This is a genomic window from Pantoea cypripedii, assembly GCF_011395035.1.
Classification (GTDB): Bacteria; Pseudomonadota; Gammaproteobacteria; order Enterobacterales; family Enterobacteriaceae; genus Pantoea; species Pantoea cypripedii_A.
On record NZ_CP024768.1, the window covers coordinates 556,014 to 577,671 of the forward strand.

Here is a 21,658-nt window from a genome sequence, read left to right on the forward strand (position 1 = left end):
AGGGAGTTCGATTGTGTCCGACCATTCCCATCTGATTCGCTACCTGAAAAAACAGCATGCGCTGTCGTTGTGCGCGACAGACGGCGACGACCTGTGGTGCGCCAACTGTTTTTATGTCTTCGATGAATCCCGCATGGTTTTCTGGCTGATGACGGAGCCGGATACCCGACATGGCCAGCTGATGCTGGCTAATCCCCGCGTGGCAGGCACCGTCAACGGCCAGCCGAAAACCGTGCTGCTAATCAAAGGCGTACAGTATCGCGGCCATATTCAGCGTTTAAGCGATGAGGCTGAACAGCAGGCGCGCCACGCTTACCAGAAACGTTTCCCGATCTCACGTGCCGTCACGGCACCGCTGTGGGAGATTGTGCTGGAAGAGGTGAAGATGACCGATAACGCGCTGGGTTTCGGCAAAAAAATTGTCTGGCAGCGTGCGTAACGGCATGATTGCGCAATAAATTGCGCCGCTACAAATGTCGCACAAAGCCGTAGCGGCGCGATTTATCGCGCGGTTTTTAGCCATCAGGTGGCTGTGTTGAGAATCCGCAGGGATTCGCGATTGAAGGCGGGCAGATCGTCCGGGGTGCGGCTGGTGACCAGTTTGTCATCATCCACCACCACTTCTTTGTCGTAGAAGTCAGCACCGGCGTTGCGCAGATCAATAGCGATGGCTTTCACGCAGGTCATTTTGCGGCCGCGCACGCCATTGGCACTGATCAATAACTGTGGCCCGTGACAGATGGCAAACACCGGTTTCCCGCTGGCGACAAACTCTTTGGTGAAGTTGACGAAACGATCGTCACCGCGCAACGTATCGGGTGAATGTCCGCCCGGCAGCAGCAGGGCATCGAACTCGGCTGCATCCACGTGATCAATATCCTTATCGATTTTTACCTCGGCTTTGCCTTTTTTGCCTTTGACAGTCTTACCGGCTTTCATCTCAATGGTGACCACTTCATGGCCCGCTTTGGTGTAAGCCTCCGCCGGTGAGGTAAATTCTGAGTCTTCAAATTCATCGGTAATTAATACCGCAATCTTCTTGCTCATCTTTCTCCCCCTTGTCGTGCTTGTGTATCAGATCAAGTGTGGTTGCCCACCTGCAAAACGCAAGCAGGTCAATTTTAGAGCGATTAAGCATGGAAAAATTCCTTCACCTGATAAACACTCAGGTTAATCCGTCGCGCCGTCCTGGTGCGATTTTCGTTATTCAGGCTGAATACGGGACTCTCTCATGACTCAACTCACTTCTGCTGCTCCGGCAACGCGTTTTGCCTGGTGGAAACCGCTGTTGTTTCTGCTGGTGGTGGTCATTGGCCTCTGGTACGTCAAATGGCAGCCGTACTACGGCAAAGCCTTCACGGCGGCAGAAACGCATTCCATTGGTAAATCGATTCTGGCAGGCGCTGATGCCTCACCCTGGCGTGCCGCGCTGGATTACGCCATGGTTTATTTTCTGGCGGTGTGGAAAGCGGCGGTGCTGGGCGTGCTGCTGGGGTCGCTGGTGCAGGTATTGATCCCGCGTAACTGGCTGCTGCGGATGATGGGGCAAAACCGTTTTGGCTCGGCGCTGGTGGGCACTGGCCTCGGGCTGCCTGGCATGATGTGTACCTGCTGTGCGGCACCGGTGGCCGCCGGGTTGCGTCAGTCGCAGGTGTCCAGCGGGGCGGCGATGGCCTTCTGGCTGGCGAATCCGGTACTGAATCCGGCCACGTTAATCTTTATGGGGTTTGTACTCGGCTGGCAGTTTGCGGCAGTGCGGCTGGTGGCGGGGATGATTATGGTGTTGGGCATTGCCTGGCTGGTACAGCGCAGCGTGCCGCAAAAGGTAGCACTCCCTGACGCTATGCCTGCAGCGCTGCCGGAAGAACCTTTTTTCCTGCGCTGGCTGCGCGTGCTGTGGCGGTTGTTCTGGAATACCATCCCGTTATATGTGATAGCGGTGCTGCTGCTGGGGGCGGCGCGCGTCTGGTTGTTCCCGCACGCGGATGGCGCGGTGGGCAATACGCTGTTTTGGGTGGTGGTGATGGCGCTGGCGGGGTGCTTGTTTGTTATCCCGACGGCAGCCGAGATCCCGATTGTACAAACCATGATGCTGGCGGGAATGGGCATCGCGCCAGCTCTGGCGCTGCTGCTGACATTGCCCGCCGTTAGCGTACCTTCGTTACTGATGTTGCACCGGGCTTTTCCGGCACGTGCCTTGTGGATAGCTCTGCTGGGCGTAGCCTTCAGCGGGATGCTGGTCGGGGTGCTCGCCCTGTGGCTGGCGTAAATACCAGATTTTCTGATTGCGGCTGCCGCGCCACAGCAGCCGCGCATCTTTCTCTTCTTCGATAAAACGCCCGTCAATCAGCACGTCAATTTCCGCGATCACCTCACGTTGGGCATCGCTCAGTTCCGCCAGCTGATAGCCGGTCCACAACCAGATATCCTTATCCGGGCATTCGCGCCGCACGCGTTTCACCAGGCGACGTATATGCGGCACGTTATGCGGATGCAGCGGATCGCCGCCGCTCAGCGACAATCCCTGACGCGGAATGCGCCGATCCTGCAAATCGGCGATCAATTGCTCCTCCATCGCCAGCGTAAACGGCACACCGGAATCCAGGCGCCAGGTGCTCTGGTTGTAACAGCCACGGCATTGGTGTTCGCAACCGGCGACAAACAGCGTGCAGCGTGTACCCGGCCCGTTAACGATATCGACGTCATAATAGCGATGGATATGCATCATCCCAGTTGTCCCGTATCCAGGTGTTTAACCCGACGTTGCACCTCTTCCTGCTTGCCAGCGTTAAACGGACGGGCATCCGGGCTGCCAAGATAGCCACACACGCGACGCGTCACCGAAACGCGTGCTGGATCGTGATTCCCGCAGCTGGGGCAGGTAAAGCCTTTGCTGGTGCAGCTGAACTCGCCGCTAAAGCCGCATTCGTAGCATTCATCAATCGGCGTATTGGTGCCGTAGTAGGGCACGCGGTCATAGCTGTAATCCCAGACATCTTCCAGCGCTTTGAGGTTGTGCTGGATATTGGGATATTCGCCGTAACAGATAAAACCCCCGCTGGCGATGGGCGGATAGGGTGCTTCAAAATCAATTTTGTCGTAGGGATTGACCTTCTTCTCGACATCAAGATGGAAGCTGTTGGTGTAATAACCTTTGTCGGTGACGCCGGGTACCACGCCAAATTCAGCGGCATCGAGGCGGCAGAAGCGGTCGCACAGATTTTCGCTCGGCGTGCTGTACAGGCTAAAGCCGTAGCCGGTTTCGGCTTTCCACGCATCGACGGCCTGGCGCAGATGCTCGACAATCGCCACCCCTTTGGCGCGCAGATAATCGGCATCGTAAGGATGTACCTCGTTGCCGCTCAGGGCATTGAGGGTTTCATGCAGGCCGATATAGCCGAGCGAGATGGACGCGCGGCCATTGCGGAAAATCGGCCCGATGTCGTCATCCGCGTTGAGACGCACGCCACAGGCACCTTCCATATAAAGAATTGGCGCGACGCGTGCTTTGGTTTTTTCCAGCCGGGCGATACGTGTCATCAGCGCGCGTTTTGCCAGCGCCAGACGTTCATCCAGCAGCGACCAGAAACGTGCTTCATCACCCTGTGCTTCCAGCGCAATGCGCGGCAGGTTGAGGCTGATGACGCCGAGATTATTGCGCCCTTCATGAATATGCTGCCCATTTTCCTTGTACACGCCAAGAAAGCTGCGGCAACCCATCGGGGTTTTAAACGATCCGGTGACTTTCACCACTTGATCATAATTCAGGATATCCGGGTACATGCGCTTACTGGCGCACTCCAGCGCCAGCTGTTTGATGTCGTAGTTCATATCGCCAGCGCGACGGTTGATACCTTCACGGATAGCAAACACCAGTTTCGGGAACACGGCGGTTTTATGGTTTTTGCCCAGCCCGGCAATACGGTTGCGCAGGATCGATTGCTGTATCAGACGCGCGGCCCAGTCGGTGCCGAGGCCAAAACCGAAGGTCACAAACGGCGTTTGTCCGTTAGCGGTATGCAGCGTGTTGACCTCATATTCCAGTGACTGAAAAGCGTCATAGCACTCTTTTTCAGTACGCGCGCGAGCATAAGCCTCGGCATCGTCAATCTGCCACTCGTGCGCGACGGCACGGTGTTTTTCCAGGCTCAGGGTGACGAAGGGGGCCAGCACTTCATCAATGCGGTTGATGGTGGTGCCGCCGTAAATATGGCTGGCGACCTGAGCGATGATCTGGGCGGTGACGGCGGTCGCCGTGGCGATCGATTTTGGCGGTTCGATCTCGGCATTGCCCATTTTGAAGCCGTTGGTCAGCATGCCGCGCAGATCGATCAGCATGCAGTTAAACATCGGGAAGAAGGGCGAATAATCGAGATCGTGGTAATGGATCTCGCCGCGCTCGTGCGCCAGCACCACATCGCGCGGCAGGATTTGTTGCTGCGCGTAGTGCTTAGCCACGATGCCAGCCAGCAAATCGCGTTGGGTGGGGATCACTTTGCTGTCTTTGTTGGCGTTTTCATTCAGCAGGGCGGCGTTGGTTTGCTCAACCAGGCCGCGAATAGCGTGATGCAGTTTCCCGCGCTGCTCGCGTGCCAGATCGCGATCGTGGCGATATTCAATATAGGCGCGCGCCAGCTGTGGCCAGGGGCCGCTCATTAGCGTCTCTTCTACTGCACACTGAATGTCGCGAATATCCACTTCGTCGCGGGAAGCCAGTTGCTGACCTACCTCAGTCGCGACCTGGGCGCACCAGGCGCTATCGTTTACCTGGGCAGCGCGTGCTGCTGCCTGCACCGCACTGGCGATTCGCTGTGCATCAAAAGGCACTTTGCAGCCATCACGCTTAATCACTACCGTTGCCATTTAGCCTCCATGAAACTATATGTTGTGGTTTTAATGAAGTGTAATGCCTACATATGGTGTTTGCGCGTGAATTAATTAGGCCGTTATTGACCAGGCGCAAAGAAGTTTCTGCAAAGCATGAAAGGCGCGCAATCTGTAACTCTGGCTAAACTGAAAAAGTTTTAACACGCCCATACTTCTGGTTTGCCTGGCTTGATTTGCGACGCGAAGCAGGTCTAATGGGCTTTTTGCCGGTTTTGATCCGACAATTTTCCACAAGGATGCCCTTCATGCCTCTGCCCCGAACGCTGCTCGCCTGCTGTTTATCAATGAGTTTTTCTGCTTTCGCGACACCGGCAGGTGACCTGCCGCTTATGCCCTGGCCGCAAAAGGTTGAACAGCCGCACAGCGGTGGGGCGTATCAGCTGACACCGCAACTCACGTTGCAAATCTCAGGCGATCATCTGGAGGGCGCTGAGGCGCGCTGGCTGGCACGCATCGCACGGCAGACAGGATGGCCGCTGTTACCGTCCGGTACGTCAGACGAAAAGGCCACCATTCGCATCCAGATTGCTGATGCGGTGGATCCGCTCCCCCAGCCGGACAGTGATGAGAGTTACCATCTGGTGGTCAACAGTGACGGCGTGCTGCTGGAGGCCAGAACGCGCTTTGGCGCGATGCGCGGCATGGAGACGTTGTTGCAGCTGATTGAAAATAGCGAAAGTGGCACGGTGATCCCCTATGTCACTATCGACGATCAACCGCGCTTCGCGTGGCGGGGATTGCTGATCGATTCTGCCCGTCACTTTATGCCGGTGGAGACCCTCAAACGGCAGATTGACGGCATTGCTGCGGCGCGCATGAATGTTTTCCACTGGCATCTGACCGACGATCAAGGCTGGCGCTTTGCCTCCAGCCATTATCCCCAGTTGCAGGAGAAAGCCAGCGATGGCCGCTACTACACCCAGCAGGAAATGCGTGATGTGGTGCAATACGCCATGCAGCGTGGCATCCGCGTGGTACCGGAAATTGATCTGCCAGGCCATGCTTCAGCCATCGCGGTGGCGATGCCAGAGCTGATAAGCGCACCGGGACCGTACCCGATGGAGCGCGGCTGGGGTGTGTTCAAACCCTTGCTCGATCCGAGCAATGAAGAGGTTTTCAACTTTATTAATACGCTGGTGGGGGAGGTGGCGGCGATCTTCCCGGATCCGTATCTGCATATTGGCGGCGATGAGGTTGATCCCACGCAGTGGAATGATTCCCCAAAGATTCAGCAATTTATGCGCGACCATGGGCTGAAAGACGCCCATGCTTTGCAGGCATGGTTTAATCAGCGGGTGGAAAAAATCCTGGAAGCGCATCAGCGGCAGATGGTGGGCTGGGACGAAATCTACCATCCCGATCTGCCGCACAGCATTCTAATCCAGTCATGGCAGGGGCAGGATGCGCTGGGGGAGGTGGTGAAAAATGGCTATCGCGGCATTCTTTCGACCGGCTTCTATCTCGACCAGCCGCAGCCTGCGGCTTATCACTACCGCAACGAACCTTTCCCCCAGGGGTTGCATGGGCAGGATCAGTTGCAACCGGGTGAACAGGCGCAGAGCTGGCAATTCACCCTGCCGCGCCTGAAGGGTAGCCCGGTGCAGGGCAGTTTTACCCTGATTGACGGCAAAGAAGGCTGGCGCGGATTTATCGACTTCAGCGGAAAAGCGCGGCGTCTGGTCAGCCAGATTGACTGGCTGTCGCCCGGGCAGGTGACGTTCCGCGTTGATAGCTGGATGGGAGAAGTGCAGCCGGTGGTGACGCTGACGGAAAACAACCTGACCGGTTATATGCTGGTGGGTAATGTGCGTTATCCCACCGAGGGAAGCCGCCTGGTGCAGGTGCCAGCGGGTATCGCCCCATCGTTGCCGACAACGCAGCAACTGAGTGACAATCTGCTGGGCGGTGAAGCGGCGTTGTGGGCAGAAAACGTCAACAGCCAGATTATTGATATCAAACTCTGGCCGCGGACTTTTGTGGTGGCTGAGCGGCTGTGGTCTGCTGCTGATGTGAATGACAGCGACAACATGTACCAGCGTCTGCGCGCCATTGATCGCTGGGGCACGGTATCAGTGGGATTGCAGCAATATCGGCAGGCGGAAGTGCAGATGATGCGTCTGGCCAACAGTACCGATATCACCCCGCTGCGGGTGCTGAGCGAAGTGCTGGAACCGGCGCAGTATTACACGCGCCAGCATCTGAAATTCCAGGCGGGGCACTACAACTATTTCGAACCGCTGAATCGGCTGGCCGATGTGTTGCCAGCGGAGAGTGAAGCGGTGCGTTTGCTGGATAAGCAGGTCGATGCATTGATTGCCAACCGTGAAAACCATCAGGCCGCCAACGCCATTCGCCAGCAGTTACAACGCTGGCTGAGCAATTGCGACCGGGTAATGCCGCTGACGCTGCATAACTATCAGTTACACGCGTTGCAGCCGCAGGTGCAGCAGGTGGCTGAACTGAGTCGTATCGGGCTGGATTTAGTGGCGACGTTGCAGCGTAATCAGGCGTATGGCGCAGGCGAAGTGGCGCAGATGCAGGCAAAACTGGATGCTGCCGCGCAGGTGCAGGATGAAACGGTGCTGGCTATGGTGCGACCGCTGGAAAAATTATTGCGATCGTTCAAATAACCTCGTTCGTAGCGGCGCGATTTAGCGCGCGGATTTTTCTGGCATCGCGCACGAAATGGCGCGATAAATCGCGCCGCTACGTAGGATCAACGGCGAACCGCGATCGCTTCGATCTCAATTTTCACGTCTTTCGGCAGACGCGCCACTTCCACACAGGAGCGTGCCGGGAAGCTGGCGTTGTGCTCGGTGAAAAAGGCTTCATAGGTGGCGTTAACGGTGGCGAAATCGTTCAGATCTTTCACGAACACCGTGGTTTTCACAATGTCGCCCACTTTCAGGCCAGCGGCTTCAACAATCGCCTTCACGTTTTCCAGCGACTGACGCGCCTGAGCGGAAACATCTTCCGCAACGGCACCGGTTTGTGGATCCACCGGAATCTGGCCGGAGGTAATGATCATGCTGCCGAGATCCACGCCCTGTACATACGGACCAATCGCTGCCGGTGCTTTTTCAGTACTGATTTCGCGAGACATTGTTTCTCCTTAAGAAAGTGCGCCGCCAGCTGCTGCCAGCGACGTGAAAATATCGACCCATTATAGGGACGATGCCGACGATTACCAGTGACCGAGCACCACGTGATGCGCGAACTCTTTCTCACAATATTTGCACTTCAGGTGCACTTCGTTATCGCGCTTTTTCACCGCAAAACTGGAGAACACCGGCTCGCTGCGGCTGATGCAGTTGCCGTTCGGGCAGGTCAGCACGCGTTCGATACGATCCGGTAAGGTCGGGGCGATCTTCGCCACCACTTCATACTCGTCGATGCGGTTAACGGTGGCATGCGGGGCATACACCGCCAGCTGGTTGATCTGATCGTCGGTCAGAAAGGTGTTCTCGATCTTGATCAGATCTTTGCGCCCCATTTCGCCAGAAGGCAGATTCAAACCAATGGTGATGCGCTGATCGGTTTCCGTCAGGCGAAACAGCGACAGTAACTTAAAGCCGACCTGCGCCGGGATATGGTCAATCACCGTGCCGCGTTTGATGGCTTCAACCTGCAATTTGTTATCGTGTGTCATGCTGTTTTCCTCCTTACAGGGCCAAATCGCGATTCAGGACCAGCGCCAGCAATGCCTGGCGGGCGAAGATGCCGTTACCGGCCTGCTGGAAATACCAGGCGTGCGGCGTGCTATCAACGTCGGTGGTGATCTCGTCGATGCGTGGCAGCGGATGCAGCACCTTCATATTATCGCGCGCCCCCACCAGGTCGCTGGCGCGCAGAATAAACTGGGCCTTAACGTTGGCGTATTCCGACGGGTCAAGACGCTCTTTCTGCACGCGGGTCATATACAGGATATCCAGCTGCGGCAGCACTTCTTCGATGCTGTCATGACGTGACCAGCTGATGTTGCGCTCATCCAGCATATCGGTGATGTAAGACGGCATTGCCAGCGCATCGGGGGCGATAAAGAAGAAGCGGTTGCCATCGAATTTTGCCAGCGCCTGGGTCAGGGAGTGCACGGTACGGCCATATTTCAGGTCACCAACCATCGCCACATTCAGGTTATCCAGGCGACTCTGGGTTTCGCGGATGGTGAACAGGTCGAGCAGGGTTTGGGTTGGATGCTGGTTGGCACCGTCCCCGGCATTGAGAATTGGCACGCCGCCGGAAAATTCTGTCGCGAGGCGAGCGGCCCCCTCCTGCGGATGGCGCATCACAATGGCATCAACATAGGTGCCAATCACCGAGATGGTATCGGCGAGCGTCTCCCCTTTTTTGCCGAGCGAGGTGTTGCTGCCGTCAGCAAACCCCACCACCGAGGCACCGAGACGATGGATGGCAGTTTCGAACGACAGGCGGGTACGCGTCGAGGCCTCAAAGAAGCAGCTGGCGATGACGTTGTGCTTCAGCAGCTCCGGCTGCGGATGCGCTTTCAGCTGTGCAGCGGTATGCAGTACCAGCTCCAGCTCGTCGCGGCTGAGATCGTTAATAGAAATAATGTGCTTACGATATAGCGGGTTGGCCATAGCTCTCTCCTCTGCGCTGCCGGATGACGGACAAAAAAAAGCCCCTGCTTAAGGGGCTTTTTTTGCGATCGATTGATGACGGAAAGAAACAGATGCGCCGCCAGCTTTCTGGCGTAATGGAGCGTCAAATTGTGCGCTGCGCTGTTGCATGCTTCCTCCCGGCAAATTGTGGCGCATTATACGCATTCACTGATTTGCATCAAGCAAAAATCGCGGCGAGGTAAACGTTTGCCCTGACGGCTACTACGGTTGTCCCAGCGTGGCGACCATCACCGCTTTGATGGTGTGCATGCGGTTTTCTGCCTGATCAAATACGATGCTGTGCTCCGACTCAAACACGTCATTGCTGACTTCCATGCCGTCTTGCAGACCGTACTGCTCGGCCATCTGATGTCCGAGGGTAGTTTGATCGTCGTGGAAGGCGGGCAGGCAGTGCAGGAATTTGACCTGCGGATTGCCGGTCAGCGCCAGCATCGCGCTGTTGACCTGATACGGGCGCAGCAGGGCGATACGATCGGCCCATACCGATTTGGCTTCGCCCATCGATACCCATACGTCAGTGTAGATGAAATCGGCACCCTGTACGCCTTCGGCGATATCTTCCGTCAGGGTAATTTTGCCACCGGTCTTCTGTGCCGCCACGCGACATTGCTCCACCAGTTGTTCTTCCGGCCAGCAGCCTTTCGGTGCCACCAGACGCAGATCCAGCCCGACCAGCGCTGCCGCTTCCAGCATGCTGTTACCCATGTTGTTGCGCGCGTCACCGACGTACACCAGCGTCATTTCGCTCAATGATTTCTGCGGCAGATGTTCCTGCATGGTGAGGAGATCGGCCAGCAGCTGCGTTGGGTGGAATTCAGTGGTCAGCCCGTTCCATACCGGTACGCCAGCGTATTCGGCAAGGGTTTCGACCAGCGCCTGGCCGTAACCACGATACTGAATACCGTCATACATGCGTCCCAGCACGCGCGCGGTATCTTTCATCGACTCTTTATGGCCGATCTGGCTGCCGCTGGGGCCGAGATAAGTGACGTTAGCACCCTGGTCGTAAGCGGCAACTTCGAAAGAGCAACGGGTACGGGTCGAGTCTTTTTCGAAGATGAGCGCGATGTTTTTACCTTTCAGGTACTGCGTTTCACTGGCGTTTTTCTTTGCGTGTTTTAATTCACCGGCAAGACTTAACAGGTAATCAATTTCTGCTGGGGTGAAATCCAGCAATCTCAGGAAATGACGTTGATTCAGCTGACTCATACAGCTCTCCGTGTGATCATCATAAATGAATTAAAATTCAATCTAACCGTATGAATATGCATTTTCAACCCCGACGTTAAGAAACTTTGTGTTTTGAGTAGTGGCGCGCGAGGCAGTGTGGGAAAATAATTGCATTCATTGCCGAACATTTTGAGGATATCCCCATGGCATACGAAGCATTGCTGGAAGAACAACGCGAAGAGACGCGGTTGATCATTGATGAATTACTGGAAGATGGCAGCGATCCGGATGCGCTCTACACCATCGAGCATCATCTCTCCTGCAACAATTTTGACTCGCTGGAAAAAGCGGCGGTTGATGCCTTCAAGCTGGGCTACGAAGTGACCGAGCCGGAAGAGCTGGAGCTGGAAGATGGCAGCACGGTGATGTGTGTCGATATTCTGAGCGAAGCGGCTTTGAAACCCGACCTGATCGATGCACAGGTTGAGCAACTGGTGAATCTGGCGGGTAAATACAACGTCGATTACGACGGCTGGGGCACTTACTTTGAAGACCCGGACGCTGAAGACGAAGATGACGACGGCGACTTTATCGACGATGAAGACGACAATGGTGTGCGTCACTAAGGCTTAACGGGCGGCGCATGCCGCCCGAACTCAATTCCCCGCAAGACAAAGACAACCGATGAATTACGCCCCGCTGTTAGAACCTATCCATCAGTTTCTGCATTGCCGCACGCCGCAGGCGTGGATTGATGAAGCGCGCAAACCGGAAAATCTGACGCTGCTGCTTACCGATCATATGGTATGCGAGTTGAAAGCGGCACAAACCGCCGTCTGGCTGATTCGCAAATATGTCGCGGATAAGCCCAGTGGTGACGCCATTCTGGCGTGGTTGCAGCCTTATGAAGATTTCATCTTTGGTGAAAATCACGACAGCAACTTTATCAACGCCCATAAGAATCTGACCAAAAGTATCATCGTGCGCAATGAGTTGCCGTGGGCTGATGATTTGGTGGAGAAGATGGTGCTGCTGATCAAAGAAGAACTGCATCATTTTTATCAGGTATGGGAAATCATGCAGGCACGCGGTTTGCCCTATCGCAAAATCACCGCCAGCCGTTACGCGAAGGGATTGCTGCGCGAGGTCACCACGCATGAACCGGATACGCTGGTGGATAAGCTGATTTGTGGCGCTTACATCGAAGCGCGTTCCTGCGAACGCTTTGCCAGCCTGGCACCGTATCTGGATGAGCAACTGGAGAAATTCTACATCTCACTGCTGCGTTCAGAAGCGCGTCATTACCAGGATTACCTGGCGCTGGCGGTGCAGATATCCCCGAAGGATATTGCACCACGCGTGCGGGCGATTGGTGAGGCAGAAGGGCGGTTAATCAGCCAACCGGACACGGAGCTGCGTTTTCATAGCGGTGTACCGACCTTCTGACGTAGCGGCGCGATTTATCGCGCTTTTTTTCAGCATCCAACCCGGAATTGCGCGATAAATCGCGCCGCTACGGTATTGTGCGATGTTTATACCAGCCTGATATTTCGCACTGTTGTAGCGGCGCGATTTATCGCGCGTTTTTTACAGGGTACGCAGCATCCGCACTTCACAATCCACATGCCCGGTGCAGCCCATCGCTTCTTCAATCAGCTTAAAACCGAGCGATTCATATAACTTAATGGCGCGCGTCAGGCTGCCGGTGGTTTCCAGATAACAGCGGCGGAATCCCTGCTGGCGTGCGTAATCCATCGCGCGTAGCGCCAGATCGCGCGCCAGACCGAAGCCGCGCACTTCCGGCATAAAGTACATCTTCTGCAATTCACAAATATCCGGCGCGCTGCAAGCCAGTGGTGCCACGCCGCCCCCGCCCAGCACCTTGCCCTGATGCTCGACAATCCAGTAGGCGCTGTTGGTTTCGCTATACAACTCAAACAGACGATCCAGATTGGGATCGGATACGGTATAGCCTTTGTCAGCGGTCAGACCGAATTCGGCAGACACGGCGCGAATTACCTGCGCAATCAGCGGATTATCGGCAGCGGTAATCGGGCGCACCTGAAGATTCAGTGGGGTGGCGGTGGTCATTATCATCTCATCCGATATAAAAAAGCCGGGCAGTGCCCGGCTTCGGTTAAGCAGTTGGCCTGAAACGCTTACAATGCCGCAATCACGCCCTGCTGTTCAATCAGTTTTGCTTTCGCTTGTTCCAGCTCAGCTGCGCGCTCGCGCTCTTTCGCCACTACCGCTTCCGGTGCACGGGCGACAAAGCCTTCGTTCGCCAGCTTGGTCTGGATCTTCTCAATCTCAACATCAAGCTTGGTCAGCTCTTTCGCCAGACGATCCAGCTCCGCTTCTTTGTTCACCAGATCTGCCATCGGGATCAGCAGCTCAGCGCCTTCAACGATCTTGGTCACCGATACCGGGCCTTTCTCGCCCGCAGGCAGAATGGTCAGGCTTTCGAGGCGTGCCAGACGCGACAGGAAGTTGCGGTTCTCTTCCACGCGACGCAGCGCCGCAGGCGAGCAATCACGCAGCAGCACATCCAGCGGTTTGCTCAGCGCGATGTTCATTTCGGCACGGATATTACGCACCGCGACAATCGCCTGCTTCATCCATTCGATATCTGCTTTGGCCACGGCATCTTCTTTCGCCGCATCGTACTGCGGGAACGGTTGCAGCATGATGGTATCGTCGCTGATATTTTTCAGGCCTTTGACACGCTGCCAGATGGTTTCGGTGATAAACGGAATAATCGGGTGCGCCAGGCGCAGCAACGCTTCCAGCACGGTGACCAGCGTATTGCGCGTACCACGCAGTTCCGCTTCGCTGCCGCTGTTCATCACTGGCTTGGTCAGCTCCAGATACCAGTCACAGAACTGGTTCCAGGTGAAGTCGTACATCAGGTTCGCCGCGATATCGAAACGATAGCTGTCCAGCGCTTCACGATAGGCTTTCACCGTGCTGTTGAACTCGGTCAGGATCCAGCGATCCGCCAGCGACAGCTTCATTTCGCCGCCGTTCTGACCACAATCCTGATCTTCGGTGTTCATCAGCACAAAGCGGCTGGCGTTCCACAGCTTGTTACAGAAGTTGCGGTAGCCTTCCAGGCGCTTCATGTCCCAGTTAATGTCACGGCCGGTTGAAGCCAGTGCCGCCAGGGTAAAGCGCAGGGCATCGGTGCCTGATGGTACGATCCCGTCCGGGAACTGCTTCTCAGTGCGCTTACGGATTTTATCCGCCAGCTGCGGCTGCATCATGTTACCGGTACGTTTTTCCAGCAGATCTTCCAGCGAAATGCCGTCAACCATATCCAGCGGATCGATGACGTTACCTTTCGACTTGGACATCTTCTGTCCTTCTTCGTCGCGGATCAGGCCGGTGATATACACGGTCTTGAACGGCACCTGCGGCTTGCCGTCTTCATCTTTCATGAAGTGCATGGTCAGCATGATCATGCGGGCAATCCAGAAGAAGATGATGTCGAAGCCACTCACCAGCACGCTGGTCGGGTGGAAGGTGCGCAGCGCTTCGGTGTTCTCCGGCCAGCCAAGGGTAGAGAAGGTCCACAGGCCGGAAGAGAACCAGGTATCCAGTACGTCTTCGTCCTGGCGCAGCGCGACGTCGGCAGCCAGATTATTTTCCTGACGGACTTCCTCTTCGGTGCGACCGACGTACACGTTGCCGTGGTTGTCGTACCATGCCGGGATGCGGTGACCCCACCACAGCTGACGGGAAATACACCAGTCCTGAATGTCACGCATCCAGGAGAAATACATGTTTTCGTACTGCTTCGGCACAAACTGGATGTCGCCGTTTTCCACTGCTTCCACCGCGACTTTCGCCAGCGGGGCAGTGCGCACGTACCATTGGTCGGTCAGCATTGGCTCGATCACCACGCCACCACGGTCGCCGTAAGGAACGGTCAGATCGTGAGGTTTGACCTCATCCAGCAGGCCGAGTGCGTCAACCGCAGCCACCATCGCTTTACGCGCGGCAAAACGTTCCATGTTCTGGAACTGCGCCGGGATTTCGTTGCTGTACACATCGGTTTCTTCACCGTTGGTGTCCAGCACTTCCGCAGTGACACGGATATCGCCGTCGAAAGTCAGGATGTTGATCATCGGCAGCGCGTGACGACGACCCACTTCGTAGTCGTTGAAGTCGTGCGCCGGGGTGATCTTCACGCAACCGGTGCCTTTTTCCATATCGGCGTGGTCATCACCGACGATCGGAATGCGACGGTTGACCAGCGGCAGGATCAATTCTTTGCCAATCAGATCTTTGTAACGCGGATCTTCCGGGTTCACCGCGACACCGGTATCGCCCAGCAGGGTTTCCGGACGGGTGGTGGCGACGACCAGATATTCTTTACCTTCCGCAGTTTTGGCACCATCGGCCAGCGGATAGCGGATATGCCACATGGAACCTTTGGTTTCACGGTTCTCCACTTCGAGGTCAGAAATGGCGGTACGCAGTTTCGGGTCCCAGTTGACCAGGCGCTTGCCACGGTAAATCAGGTTCTCTTTGTACAGGCGCACAAACACTTCTTTTACGGCATTGGAAAGCCCTTCATCCATGGTGAAGCGCTCGCGCTCCCAGTCAACCGAGTTGCCGAGGCGACGCATCTGACGGGAGATATTGCCGCCAGATTCCGCTTTCCACTGCCAGATTTTGTCGATAAAGGCTTCGCGACCGTAATCCTGGCGCGTTTTGCCCTCTTCAGCCGCGATTTTGCGCTCAACCACCATCTGGGTAGCGATACCCGCGTGGTCGGTACCGGCCTGCCACAGGGTGTTTTTACCCTGCATACGCTGGTAGCGAATCATGGTGTCCATGATGGTCTGCTGGAAGGCGTGACCCATATGCAAGCTGCCGGTGACGTTCGGCGGCGGGATCATGATGCAAAAGCTTTCCTGGCTGGTGTCACCATTGGGTTTAAAGTAGCCCTGCTGTTCCCAGTGCTCGTAAAGCGGCTGCTCGATATCTTGCGGGTTATATGTCTTTTCCATTTCTGCTATGTCGTTTGCGGCTGTGGTGGCGTCGCCGTATTCAATTGGAAACCAACGCTGCGATACGCTTTATAGCGGTCACGCGCCAGTTGTTTCTGGGATTCTTCGTAAGGTACGAAGTCTATCACTTCATGGAAAGCAGTAGCAAAATCTGCAAACTGCGGCAGCAGGCTGATCAGCAAATCGCGTGGCGAGCTGCCACGACGCTGCGGCCACGCCAGTTCGACAGGAGCGCCATATCGTGGCCCTTCACCGGCCAGGTTATGCGGCACAAAGGCGTTGGCCGGGCGCTGCCATAATGCTTCATCCAGACGATTCGCCTGCTGTTCATCGTTGCAGGCAATCAGGATGCGTTTGCCGTCACGCCAGCGTGCTTCAGCCAGATCGCACACCAGCGCTTCAATGGCGCTCAGGCCGTCGCTGGCGGTATCGGACTCCATCACATAAAAGGTGGCGTTTTTCATGGCAGGCTACATTCCATTAAATGACATTGGGGCGCATTATGCGCCCCGCAAGTTTTGTGCGTCTATTAATACGGTCGGCATGAATGCCGACCCTACGGGCGTAGGGTGCGCATTTATGCGCGCCGTTTCAATGGTCGCATTTTTTGACTTAATCGTCGCCGTTCAGACCTGCACGGTTCAGCAGGAACTGCGACAGCAGCGGCACCGGACGGCCGGTGGCACCTTTAGCTTTACCGGAACGCCAGGCGGTACCGGCGATATCCAGGTGCGCCCAGTTAAATTTGCGGGCAAAGCGTGCGAGGAAGCAGGCCGCGGTGATGGCACCCCCAGGGCGGCCGCCAATGTTCGCCATATCGGCAAAATTGGATTCCAGCTGTTCCTGGTACTCATCGGCCATCGGTAAACGCCAGGCGCGGTCGCCAGACTGTTCGGAAGCCCCGATCAACTCGTGTGCCAGCGGATTATGGTTCGACATCAAACCGCTGACATGATGACCCAGCGCAATCACGCAGGCACCGGTCAGGGTGGCGACGTCAATCACCACTTCTGGCTCGAAACGCTCAACGTAAGTCAGGGCATCACACAGCACCAGACGGCCTTCGGCATCGGTGTTCAGCACTTCTACCGTCTGGCCTGACATGGTGGTCAGCACATCGCCCGGACGCATGGAACGGCCATCCGGCATGTTTTCACAACCCGCCAGCACGCCCACCACGTTCAGCGGCAGATTCAGCTCCGCCACCATGCGCATCACGCCATAAACCGATGCCGCACCGCACATGTCGTACTTCATTTCGTCCATGGCTTCGGCTGGTTTGATCGAGATGCCGCCGGAATCGAAGGTCAGGCCTTTACCGACCAGCACAATCGGACGCTCGTCGGGATCGCTGCTGCCCTTGTATTCAATCACTGACATCAGCGATTCATTCTGCGAACCGGCACCGACGGCGAGATAGGCATTCATGCCCAGCTCTTTCATCTGTTGTTCGCCAATCACGCGGGTGGTGACATTTTTGCTGAAGGCATCAGCCAGCTGACGCGCCTGCGACGCCAGATAAGCGGCGTTACAAATATTTGGCGGCATATTGCTGAGGTCTTTCGCGGCTTTCACGCCAGAGGCGACAGCCAGACCATGCTGAATGGCACGTTCGCCGCTGGTCAGTTCACGACGTGTCGGCACGTTAAACACCAGCTTACGCAGCGGGCGGCGGGGCTCCACTTTGTTGCTTTTCAGTTGATCGAAGTTGTACAACGCCTCTTTCGAGGTTTCGACTGCCTGACGCACTTTCCAGTAGGTATTGCGGCCTTTAACGTGCAGTTCGGTCAGAAAACATACCGCTTCCATCGAGCCGGTATCGTTCAGCGTGTTAATCGTTTTCTGAATAACCTGCTTGTACTGACGCTCGTCCAGCTCGCGTTCTTTGCCGCAGCCGATCAGCAGGATGCGCTCGGAAAGAATATTTGGCACATGGTGCAGCAGCAGTGTCTGGCCCACTTTACCCTCAAGCTCACCGCGGCGCAGCAGGGCGCTAATGTAGCCGTCGCTGATCTTATCGAGCTGTTCGGCAATCGGTGACAGACGGCGCGGTTCGAAAACACCAACTACAATACAGGCGCTGCGCTGCTTTTCCGGGCTACCGCTTTTTACACTGAACTCCATGCACTCTCCTGAATCTTAAAGACAACGGCCGAAGCTGTCGTTAGAATGTAGCGCGCTCGTAACACATTAAAATTTGTTGCGACGCCATGACATTTAAACGCCGGCGGTCATAATGAGTTAGGGTGGCAATGTGTTGTTTTTTCACCACCCGGACGCGTTTGTCATACTATTTTAGCTGCGATGACGGCCATTGATGAAGAAAAATGGCTGATAAGCGTTGAAACTAGCGATTTTCCTGCAAAAAGACAAGTTATCACAGGCGTACTAAGCGTGATCATCATTAGATATCTGGTTCGGGAAACGCTCAAAAGCCAGCTGGCTATCCTGTTCATCCTGCTACTGATCTTCTTTTGTCAGAAGTTAGTGAGGATTCTGGGTGCTGCGGTGGATGGCGAAATCCCGACAAACCTGGTTCTGACATTGTTAGGACTTGGCGTGCCTGAAATGGCACAACTAATCCTGCCCCTAAGCCTGTTTCTGGCGATTTTAATGACCCTTGGGCGGCTGTACACCGAAAGTGAAATCACGGTGATGCATGCCTGCGGCCTGGGTAAAAGTGTGCTGGTGAAAGCAGCCATGATCCTGATGCTGCTCACTTCCATCGTGGCAACCATCAACGTGGTGTGGCTGGGTCCCTGGTCCTCGCGTTATCAGGATGAGGTGACGCAGAACGCGAAAGCCAACCCTGGTGCGGCGGCGCTGGCGGCAGGTCAATTCCAGACTTCCAGCGACGGTAATGCGGTGTTGTTCGTTGAAGACGTGAAGGGCAATCAGTTCGGCAATGTCTTCCTCGCGCAGCTGCGTCCGAAGGGCAATGCACGCCCCTCAGTGGTGCTGGCCGACAGTGGCCATATGCAGCAACGCCCGGACGGCTCGCAGGTGGTGACGCTGGATAAAGGCACCCGCTTTGAAGGCACCGCGATGCTGCGGGATTTCCGCATAACCGACTTCGTCAATTATCAGGCGGTGGTGGGTTACAAAGAAGCGGTGCTCGATCCTAACGATTCCAGCCAGGCCGATATGCTCACGCTGTGGCAAAGCAAAGATCCTTCGTTTAATGCCGAGTTCAACTGGCGTCTGACGCTGGTGTTTGCGGTGCTGGTGATGGCGTTGATGGTGGTGCCGCTTAGCGTCGTGAACCCGCGCCAGGGCCGTGTGCTGTCGATGCTGCCTGCCATGCTGCTGTATCTGATCTTCTTCCTGCTGCAAAGCTCGCTGCGGTCGAATGCGGCAAAAGGCAAGTTCGATCCGGCAATTTGGATGTGGGTGGTTAACTTCGCGTATCTGGCACTGGCGATTGGCCTGAACCTGTGGGATACGGTGCCCATGCGCCGCGTCCGCGCCCGTTTTAGCCGTGGAGGGTCAGTGTGATGTTTAAGGTACTTGACCGCTACATCGGTAAAACCATCTTTAACACCATCATGATGACGTTGTTCATGCTGGTGTCACTGTCGGGCATCATCAAGTTTGTTGATCAGCTGCGTAAAACCGGGCAGGGCGTGTACACCGCGCTGGATGCCGGTTACTACACCCTGCTTAGCGTGCCAAAAGATATCGAGATTTTCTTCCCGATGGCGGCACTGCTCGGCGCGTTGCTGGGTCTGGGAACGCTGGCGCAGCGTAGTGAGCTGGTGGTGATGCAGGCATCGGGTTTCACCCGCATGCAGGTGGCACTGGCCGTGATGAAAACGGCGATTCCGCTGGTGTTGCTGACCATGGCGATTGGTGAGTTTGTTGCGCCGCAGGGTGAGCAAATGGCGCGTAACTACCGTGCGCAGCAGCTGTATGGCGGTGCACTGGTCTCGACGCAAAATGGCCTGTGGGCGAAAGATGGTCACAGCTTTATCTATATCGAACGCATCAAGGGCGACAACCAGATCGATGGCGTCAGCATCTACAACTTCAACGGTCAACGTCGTCTGCTGAGCGTGCGCTATGCGGCGACTGCCACCTGGGATAACGCGAAGAAGCTCTGGGTGCTGTCGCAGGTCGATGAATCCGACCTGACAGATCCGAAGCAAATTACCGGTTCGCAGAGCCTGAGCGGCGAATGGAAAACTAACCTGACGCCAGATAAGCTGGGCGTAGTGGCGCTGGATCCGGATGCGCTGTCGATTCGTGGTCTCTACAACTACAGCAAATATCTTAAGCAGAGTGGTCAGGAAGCCGGTCGTTATCAGCTGAATATGTGGAGTAAAATCTTCCAGCCACTTTCTGTGGCGGTGATGATGCTGATGGCGCTGTCGTTTATCTTCGGTCCATTGCGCAGTGTGTCGATGGGGGTGCGTGTGGTAACGGGTATCAGCTTCGGCTTCCTGTTCTACGTGCTGGACCAGATTTTTGGCCCGTTAAGCCTGGTGTATGGTATCCCGCCGATTCTCGGCGCGATTCTGCCAAGTGGTGCGTTCCTGCTGATCAGCCTGTTCCTGCTGTTTAAACGGCGCTGATAGCTGCATCTTCCGTAACGATTATTGGCCTGGTCGGCATTAATGCCGACCCTACAGGCGTAGGGTGCGCATTTATGCGCACCAAATCATTTCAGCGACAAATACCCAATCAACACTGGTAACTGCGACAGCAGATACAACCCCAGCCCAATCGACCCGCCCACCAGCGTGCCGTTGATGCGGATAAACTGCAAATCACGGCCAATGTTCAACTCAATCTGCTGCGACATCTCACGCGCATCCCAGCTTTTTACCGTGTCGCTGATATGGCGCGTCAGAAACTGTGCAAACTCCGGAGCAACGCTGCGCGCGGCGTCTTCCAGATGCTGGTTCATTGAGGTGCGCAGCGCCTGATCGGCCGTCAGCGTTTCCCCCAGCCACAACGCCGCCAGCCGGACCCGTTCCTGCACGCGCGAGTTATCGCTGCTCAGATCCTCCTTCAGCCAGCCGCGCAGATCCTGCCACAACTCACCGATATAACGGTTCAGCGACTCATCTTCCTTTAACCAGCTCTTGATGACATCGGCACGTTCCACCATTTCCGGATCGTTCTTCAGCTTCACAATCAAGCGTTCCACCGCGCGATTAAAACCAAGGCGAAATTCGTGTCCCTGATCGAGCGCCACTTCATCCAGAATCGAATCCACCGCGTTTGCTACCAGATCAGCGCTGTGCTCACCGAGCCACTCGGTTGGCAGCATTTTGGCTTTGATCGGATGCTCGCGTTTCAGCCAGCGAACAATTTGCGTGGCGATAAATTCCCGCGTGCCCGGTTTATGCAGCAGGCGCAGCAGTTGTTGTACCGCGGCATCAAGCAGCTCCTGGTGACGATTGTTTTTGGTCAGGCTCTCCAGCAGCAGCGCGCTGGATTGCGTGAGATCCACTTTGTCGAGGGCGCGATGAACCGCCCGACGCAGAAACTGCTGAATACGTGCGTCGTCGGTGAGATCAAGAAAGCCACGCATCACCTGCAACAGATGGCGACCAATGCGATCGGCGTTCCCCGGCGCATTCAGCCACTGCGCCAGCATGTGTGACGGATCGTGACGCCGAATCAGCGCCAGCAGCGAATCGGTATCGAGGAATTTTTCCTGCACAAAGCGCCCAAGGTTTTCGCCGATACGGTCCTTGTTGCGGGGAATAATCGCGGTATGGCGCGAAATAAACGGCACCGGTACGCGGCGGAACAGGGCCACCACTGCAAACCAGTCGGCCAGTGCGCCCACCATTGCCGCTTCCGCAATCGCCTTCACGCCGCTTACCCAGAAGTTGGGCGGCAGAAACAACGTGATGACAAAAATCGCTGCGGCAATCAGCAGCAGCGACAGTGCCAGACGTTTGCTCCGTTTGAGTTGTTGATGTTTATCCATATACC

At 55.9% G+C, this 21,658-nt stretch carries 19 protein-coding genes; 7 read left to right on the top strand and 12 right to left on the bottom strand.

Features of this window, described 5'->3' with window-relative positions; genetic code table 11:
- Positions 1–13 precede the first annotated feature (13 nt).
- The gene (locus CUN67_RS02520; protein ID WP_208713865.1) at positions 14–439 is read left to right on the top strand and encodes a YhbP family protein; all 426 of its coding nucleotides are present in this window, start codon (positions 14–16) and stop codon (positions 437–439) included.
- Between the two features lie 83 nt (positions 440–522).
- Here the strand turns inward: CUN67_RS02520 and CUN67_RS02525 are convergent, their stop codons facing one another.
- Positions 523–1,047 carry a type 1 glutamine amidotransferase domain-containing protein gene (locus tag CUN67_RS02525; RefSeq protein ID WP_208713866.1) on the bottom strand — a complete coding sequence of 175 codons (525 nt, stop codon included), beginning with the start codon at positions 1,045–1,047 and terminating at the stop codon, positions 523–525.
- 184 nt (positions 1,048–1,231) lie between these two features.
- On the opposite strand from CUN67_RS02525, the gene CUN67_RS02530 reads away from it, so the two are divergent.
- A complete protein-coding gene (locus tag CUN67_RS02530) occupies positions 1,232–2,269 on the top strand; it encodes a permease (RefSeq protein WP_208713867.1) in 1,038 nt (345 codons plus the stop codon).
- Here CUN67_RS02530 and nrdG read toward each other — a convergent pair.
- Together nrdG and nrdD are read right to left on the bottom strand one after the other, a co-directional pair.
- The gene (gene nrdG / locus CUN67_RS02535; protein ID WP_208713868.1) at positions 2,162–2,728 is read right to left on the bottom strand and encodes an anaerobic ribonucleoside-triphosphate reductase-activating protein; all 567 of its coding nucleotides are present in this window, start codon (positions 2,726–2,728) and stop codon (positions 2,162–2,164) included. The two genes, CUN67_RS02530 and nrdG, sit on opposite strands and share 108 nt — an antisense overlap.
- Positions 2,725–4,863, bottom strand: a complete 2,139-nt coding sequence (gene nrdD / locus CUN67_RS02540) for an anaerobic ribonucleoside-triphosphate reductase (RefSeq protein ID WP_208713869.1) — start codon at positions 4,861–4,863, stop codon at positions 2,725–2,727. The genes nrdG and nrdD overlap by 4 nt, the downstream gene beginning before the upstream one ends.
- A gap of 269 nt (positions 4,864–5,132) precedes the next feature.
- On the opposite strand from nrdD, the gene CUN67_RS02545 reads away from it, so the two are divergent.
- Positions 5,133–7,517, top strand: a complete 2,385-nt coding sequence (locus tag CUN67_RS02545) for a beta-N-acetylhexosaminidase (RefSeq protein WP_208713870.1) — start codon at positions 5,133–5,135, stop codon at positions 7,515–7,517.
- Positions 7,518–7,603: 86 nt separating this feature from the next.
- Here the strand turns inward: CUN67_RS02545 and ridA are convergent, their stop codons facing one another.
- From ridA to argF, 4 genes are all read right to left on the bottom strand, one after another.
- Complete coding sequence (gene ridA / locus CUN67_RS02550) at positions 7,604–7,990, bottom strand: Rid family detoxifying hydrolase (RefSeq protein WP_208713871.1); 387 nt, start codon at positions 7,988–7,990, stop codon at positions 7,604–7,606.
- Positions 7,991–8,071: 81 nt separating this feature from the next.
- On the bottom strand, positions 8,072–8,536 hold the full coding sequence (pyrI, locus tag CUN67_RS02555) for an aspartate carbamoyltransferase regulatory subunit (protein WP_013507722.1): 465 nt from the start codon (positions 8,534–8,536) through the stop codon (positions 8,072–8,074).
- Positions 8,537–8,549: 13 nt separating this feature from the next.
- Positions 8,550–9,485, bottom strand: a complete 936-nt coding sequence (gene pyrB, locus CUN67_RS02560; protein WP_084872316.1) for an aspartate carbamoyltransferase — start codon at positions 9,483–9,485, stop codon at positions 8,550–8,552.
- A gap of 243 nt (positions 9,486–9,728) precedes the next feature.
- Entirely contained in the window at positions 9,729–10,736 is a 1,008-nt protein-coding gene (gene argF, locus CUN67_RS02565) for an ornithine carbamoyltransferase (protein ID WP_084872319.1), read from the bottom strand.
- A gap of 164 nt (positions 10,737–10,900) precedes the next feature.
- Between argF and rraB the strand changes: the two genes are divergently transcribed.
- Together rraB and miaE are read left to right on the top strand one after the other, a co-directional pair.
- Complete coding sequence (gene rraB / locus CUN67_RS02570) at positions 10,901–11,323, top strand: ribonuclease E inhibitor RraB (protein ID WP_208713872.1); 423 nt, start codon at positions 10,901–10,903, stop codon at positions 11,321–11,323.
- A 58-nt stretch (positions 11,324–11,381) separates the two neighbouring features.
- On the top strand, positions 11,382–12,143 hold the full coding sequence (miaE, locus tag CUN67_RS02575) for a tRNA isopentenyl-2-thiomethyl-A-37 hydroxylase MiaE (protein WP_208713873.1): 762 nt from the start codon (positions 11,382–11,384) through the stop codon (positions 12,141–12,143).
- A gap of 141 nt (positions 12,144–12,284) precedes the next feature.
- On the opposite strand, the gene CUN67_RS02580 is transcribed toward miaE, so the two are convergent.
- The 4 genes from CUN67_RS02580 to pepA form a co-directional block, all read right to left on the bottom strand.
- Positions 12,285–12,788 carry a GNAT family N-acetyltransferase gene (locus tag CUN67_RS02580; RefSeq protein ID WP_208713874.1) on the bottom strand — a complete coding sequence of 168 codons (504 nt, stop codon included), beginning with the start codon at positions 12,786–12,788 and terminating at the stop codon, positions 12,285–12,287.
- A gap of 68 nt (positions 12,789–12,856) precedes the next feature.
- Positions 12,857–15,712: a valine--tRNA ligase gene (locus CUN67_RS02585; protein WP_208713875.1), complete on the bottom strand. Its 2,856-nt coding sequence runs from the start codon at positions 15,710–15,712 to the stop codon at positions 12,857–12,859.
- Between the two features lie 5 nt (positions 15,713–15,717).
- Positions 15,718–16,176: a DNA polymerase III subunit chi gene (locus CUN67_RS02590; protein ID WP_084872332.1), complete on the bottom strand. Its 459-nt coding sequence runs from the start codon at positions 16,174–16,176 to the stop codon at positions 15,718–15,720.
- A gap of 148 nt (positions 16,177–16,324) precedes the next feature.
- Positions 16,325–17,836: a leucyl aminopeptidase gene (pepA, locus tag CUN67_RS02595; RefSeq protein WP_084872334.1), complete on the bottom strand. Its 1,512-nt coding sequence runs from the start codon at positions 17,834–17,836 to the stop codon at positions 16,325–16,327.
- Positions 17,837–18,106: 270 nt separating this feature from the next.
- Between pepA and lptF the strand changes: the two genes are divergently transcribed.
- The gene (lptF, locus tag CUN67_RS02600) at positions 18,107–19,207 is read left to right on the top strand and encodes an LPS export ABC transporter permease LptF (protein ID WP_208713876.1); all 1,101 of its coding nucleotides are present in this window, start codon (positions 18,107–18,109) and stop codon (positions 19,205–19,207) included.
- Positions 19,207–20,283, top strand: a complete 1,077-nt coding sequence (gene lptG, locus CUN67_RS02605) for an LPS export ABC transporter permease LptG (RefSeq protein WP_208713877.1) — start codon at positions 19,207–19,209, stop codon at positions 20,281–20,283. The genes lptF and lptG overlap by 1 nt, the downstream gene beginning before the upstream one ends.
- 86 nt (positions 20,284–20,369) lie before the next feature.
- On the opposite strand, the gene CUN67_RS02610 is transcribed toward lptG, so the two are convergent.
- Positions 20,370–21,653 (bottom strand): DUF445 domain-containing protein, encoded by a 1,284-nt coding sequence (locus tag CUN67_RS02610; protein WP_208713878.1) that lies wholly within the window; start codon positions 21,651–21,653, stop codon positions 20,370–20,372.
- Between the last annotated feature and the right edge of the window lie 5 nt (positions 21,654–21,658).

What these genes read in the sequence shown, in the direction of transcription:
- CUN67_RS02525 (WP_208713866.1), bottom strand. Translation starts at nt 1,047, where the DNA reads ATGAGCAAGAAGATTGCGGTATTAATTACCGATGAATTTGAAGACTCA.
- CUN67_RS02530 (WP_208713867.1), top strand. Translation starts at nt 1,232, where the DNA reads ATGACTCAACTCACTTCTGCTGCTCCGGCAACGCGTTTTGCCTGGTGG.
- nrdG (WP_208713868.1), bottom strand. Translation starts at nt 2,728, where the DNA reads ATGATGCATATCCATCGCTATTATGACGTCGATATCGTTAACGGGCCG.
- nrdD (WP_208713869.1), bottom strand. Translation starts at nt 4,863, where the DNA reads ATGGCAACGGTAGTGATTAAGCGTGATGGCTGCAAAGTGCCTTTTGAT.
- CUN67_RS02545 (WP_208713870.1), top strand. Translation starts at nt 5,133, where the DNA reads ATGCCTCTGCCCCGAACGCTGCTCGCCTGCTGTTTATCAATGAGTTTT.
- ridA (WP_208713871.1), bottom strand. Translation starts at nt 7,990, where the DNA reads ATGTCTCGCGAAATCAGTACTGAAAAAGCACCGGCAGCGATTGGTCCG.
- pyrI (WP_013507722.1), bottom strand. Translation starts at nt 8,536, where the DNA reads ATGACACACGATAACAAATTGCAGGTTGAAGCCATCAAACGCGGCACG.
- pyrB (WP_084872316.1), bottom strand. Translation starts at nt 9,485, where the DNA reads ATGGCCAACCCGCTATATCGTAAGCACATTATTTCTATTAACGATCTC.
- argF (WP_084872319.1), bottom strand. Translation starts at nt 10,736, where the DNA reads ATGAGTCAGCTGAATCAACGTCATTTCCTGAGATTGCTGGATTTCACC.
- rraB (WP_208713872.1), top strand. Translation starts at nt 10,901, where the DNA reads ATGGCATACGAAGCATTGCTGGAAGAACAACGCGAAGAGACGCGGTTG.
- miaE (WP_208713873.1), top strand. Translation starts at nt 11,382, where the DNA reads ATGAATTACGCCCCGCTGTTAGAACCTATCCATCAGTTTCTGCATTGC.
- CUN67_RS02580 (WP_208713874.1), bottom strand. Translation starts at nt 12,788, where the DNA reads ATGACCACCGCCACCCCACTGAATCTTCAGGTGCGCCCGATTACCGCT.
- CUN67_RS02585 (WP_208713875.1), bottom strand. Translation starts at nt 15,712, where the DNA reads ATGGAAAAGACATATAACCCGCAAGATATCGAGCAGCCGCTTTACGAG.
- CUN67_RS02590 (WP_084872332.1), bottom strand. Translation starts at nt 16,176, where the DNA reads ATGAAAAACGCCACCTTTTATGTGATGGAGTCCGATACCGCCAGCGAC.
- pepA (WP_084872334.1), bottom strand. Translation starts at nt 17,836, where the DNA reads ATGGAGTTCAGTGTAAAAAGCGGTAGCCCGGAAAAGCAGCGCAGCGCC.
- lptG (WP_208713877.1), top strand. Translation starts at nt 19,207, where the DNA reads ATGTTTAAGGTACTTGACCGCTACATCGGTAAAACCATCTTTAACACC.
- CUN67_RS02610 (WP_208713878.1), bottom strand. Translation starts at nt 21,653, where the DNA reads ATGGATAAACATCAACAACTCAAACGGAGCAAACGTCTGGCACTGTCG.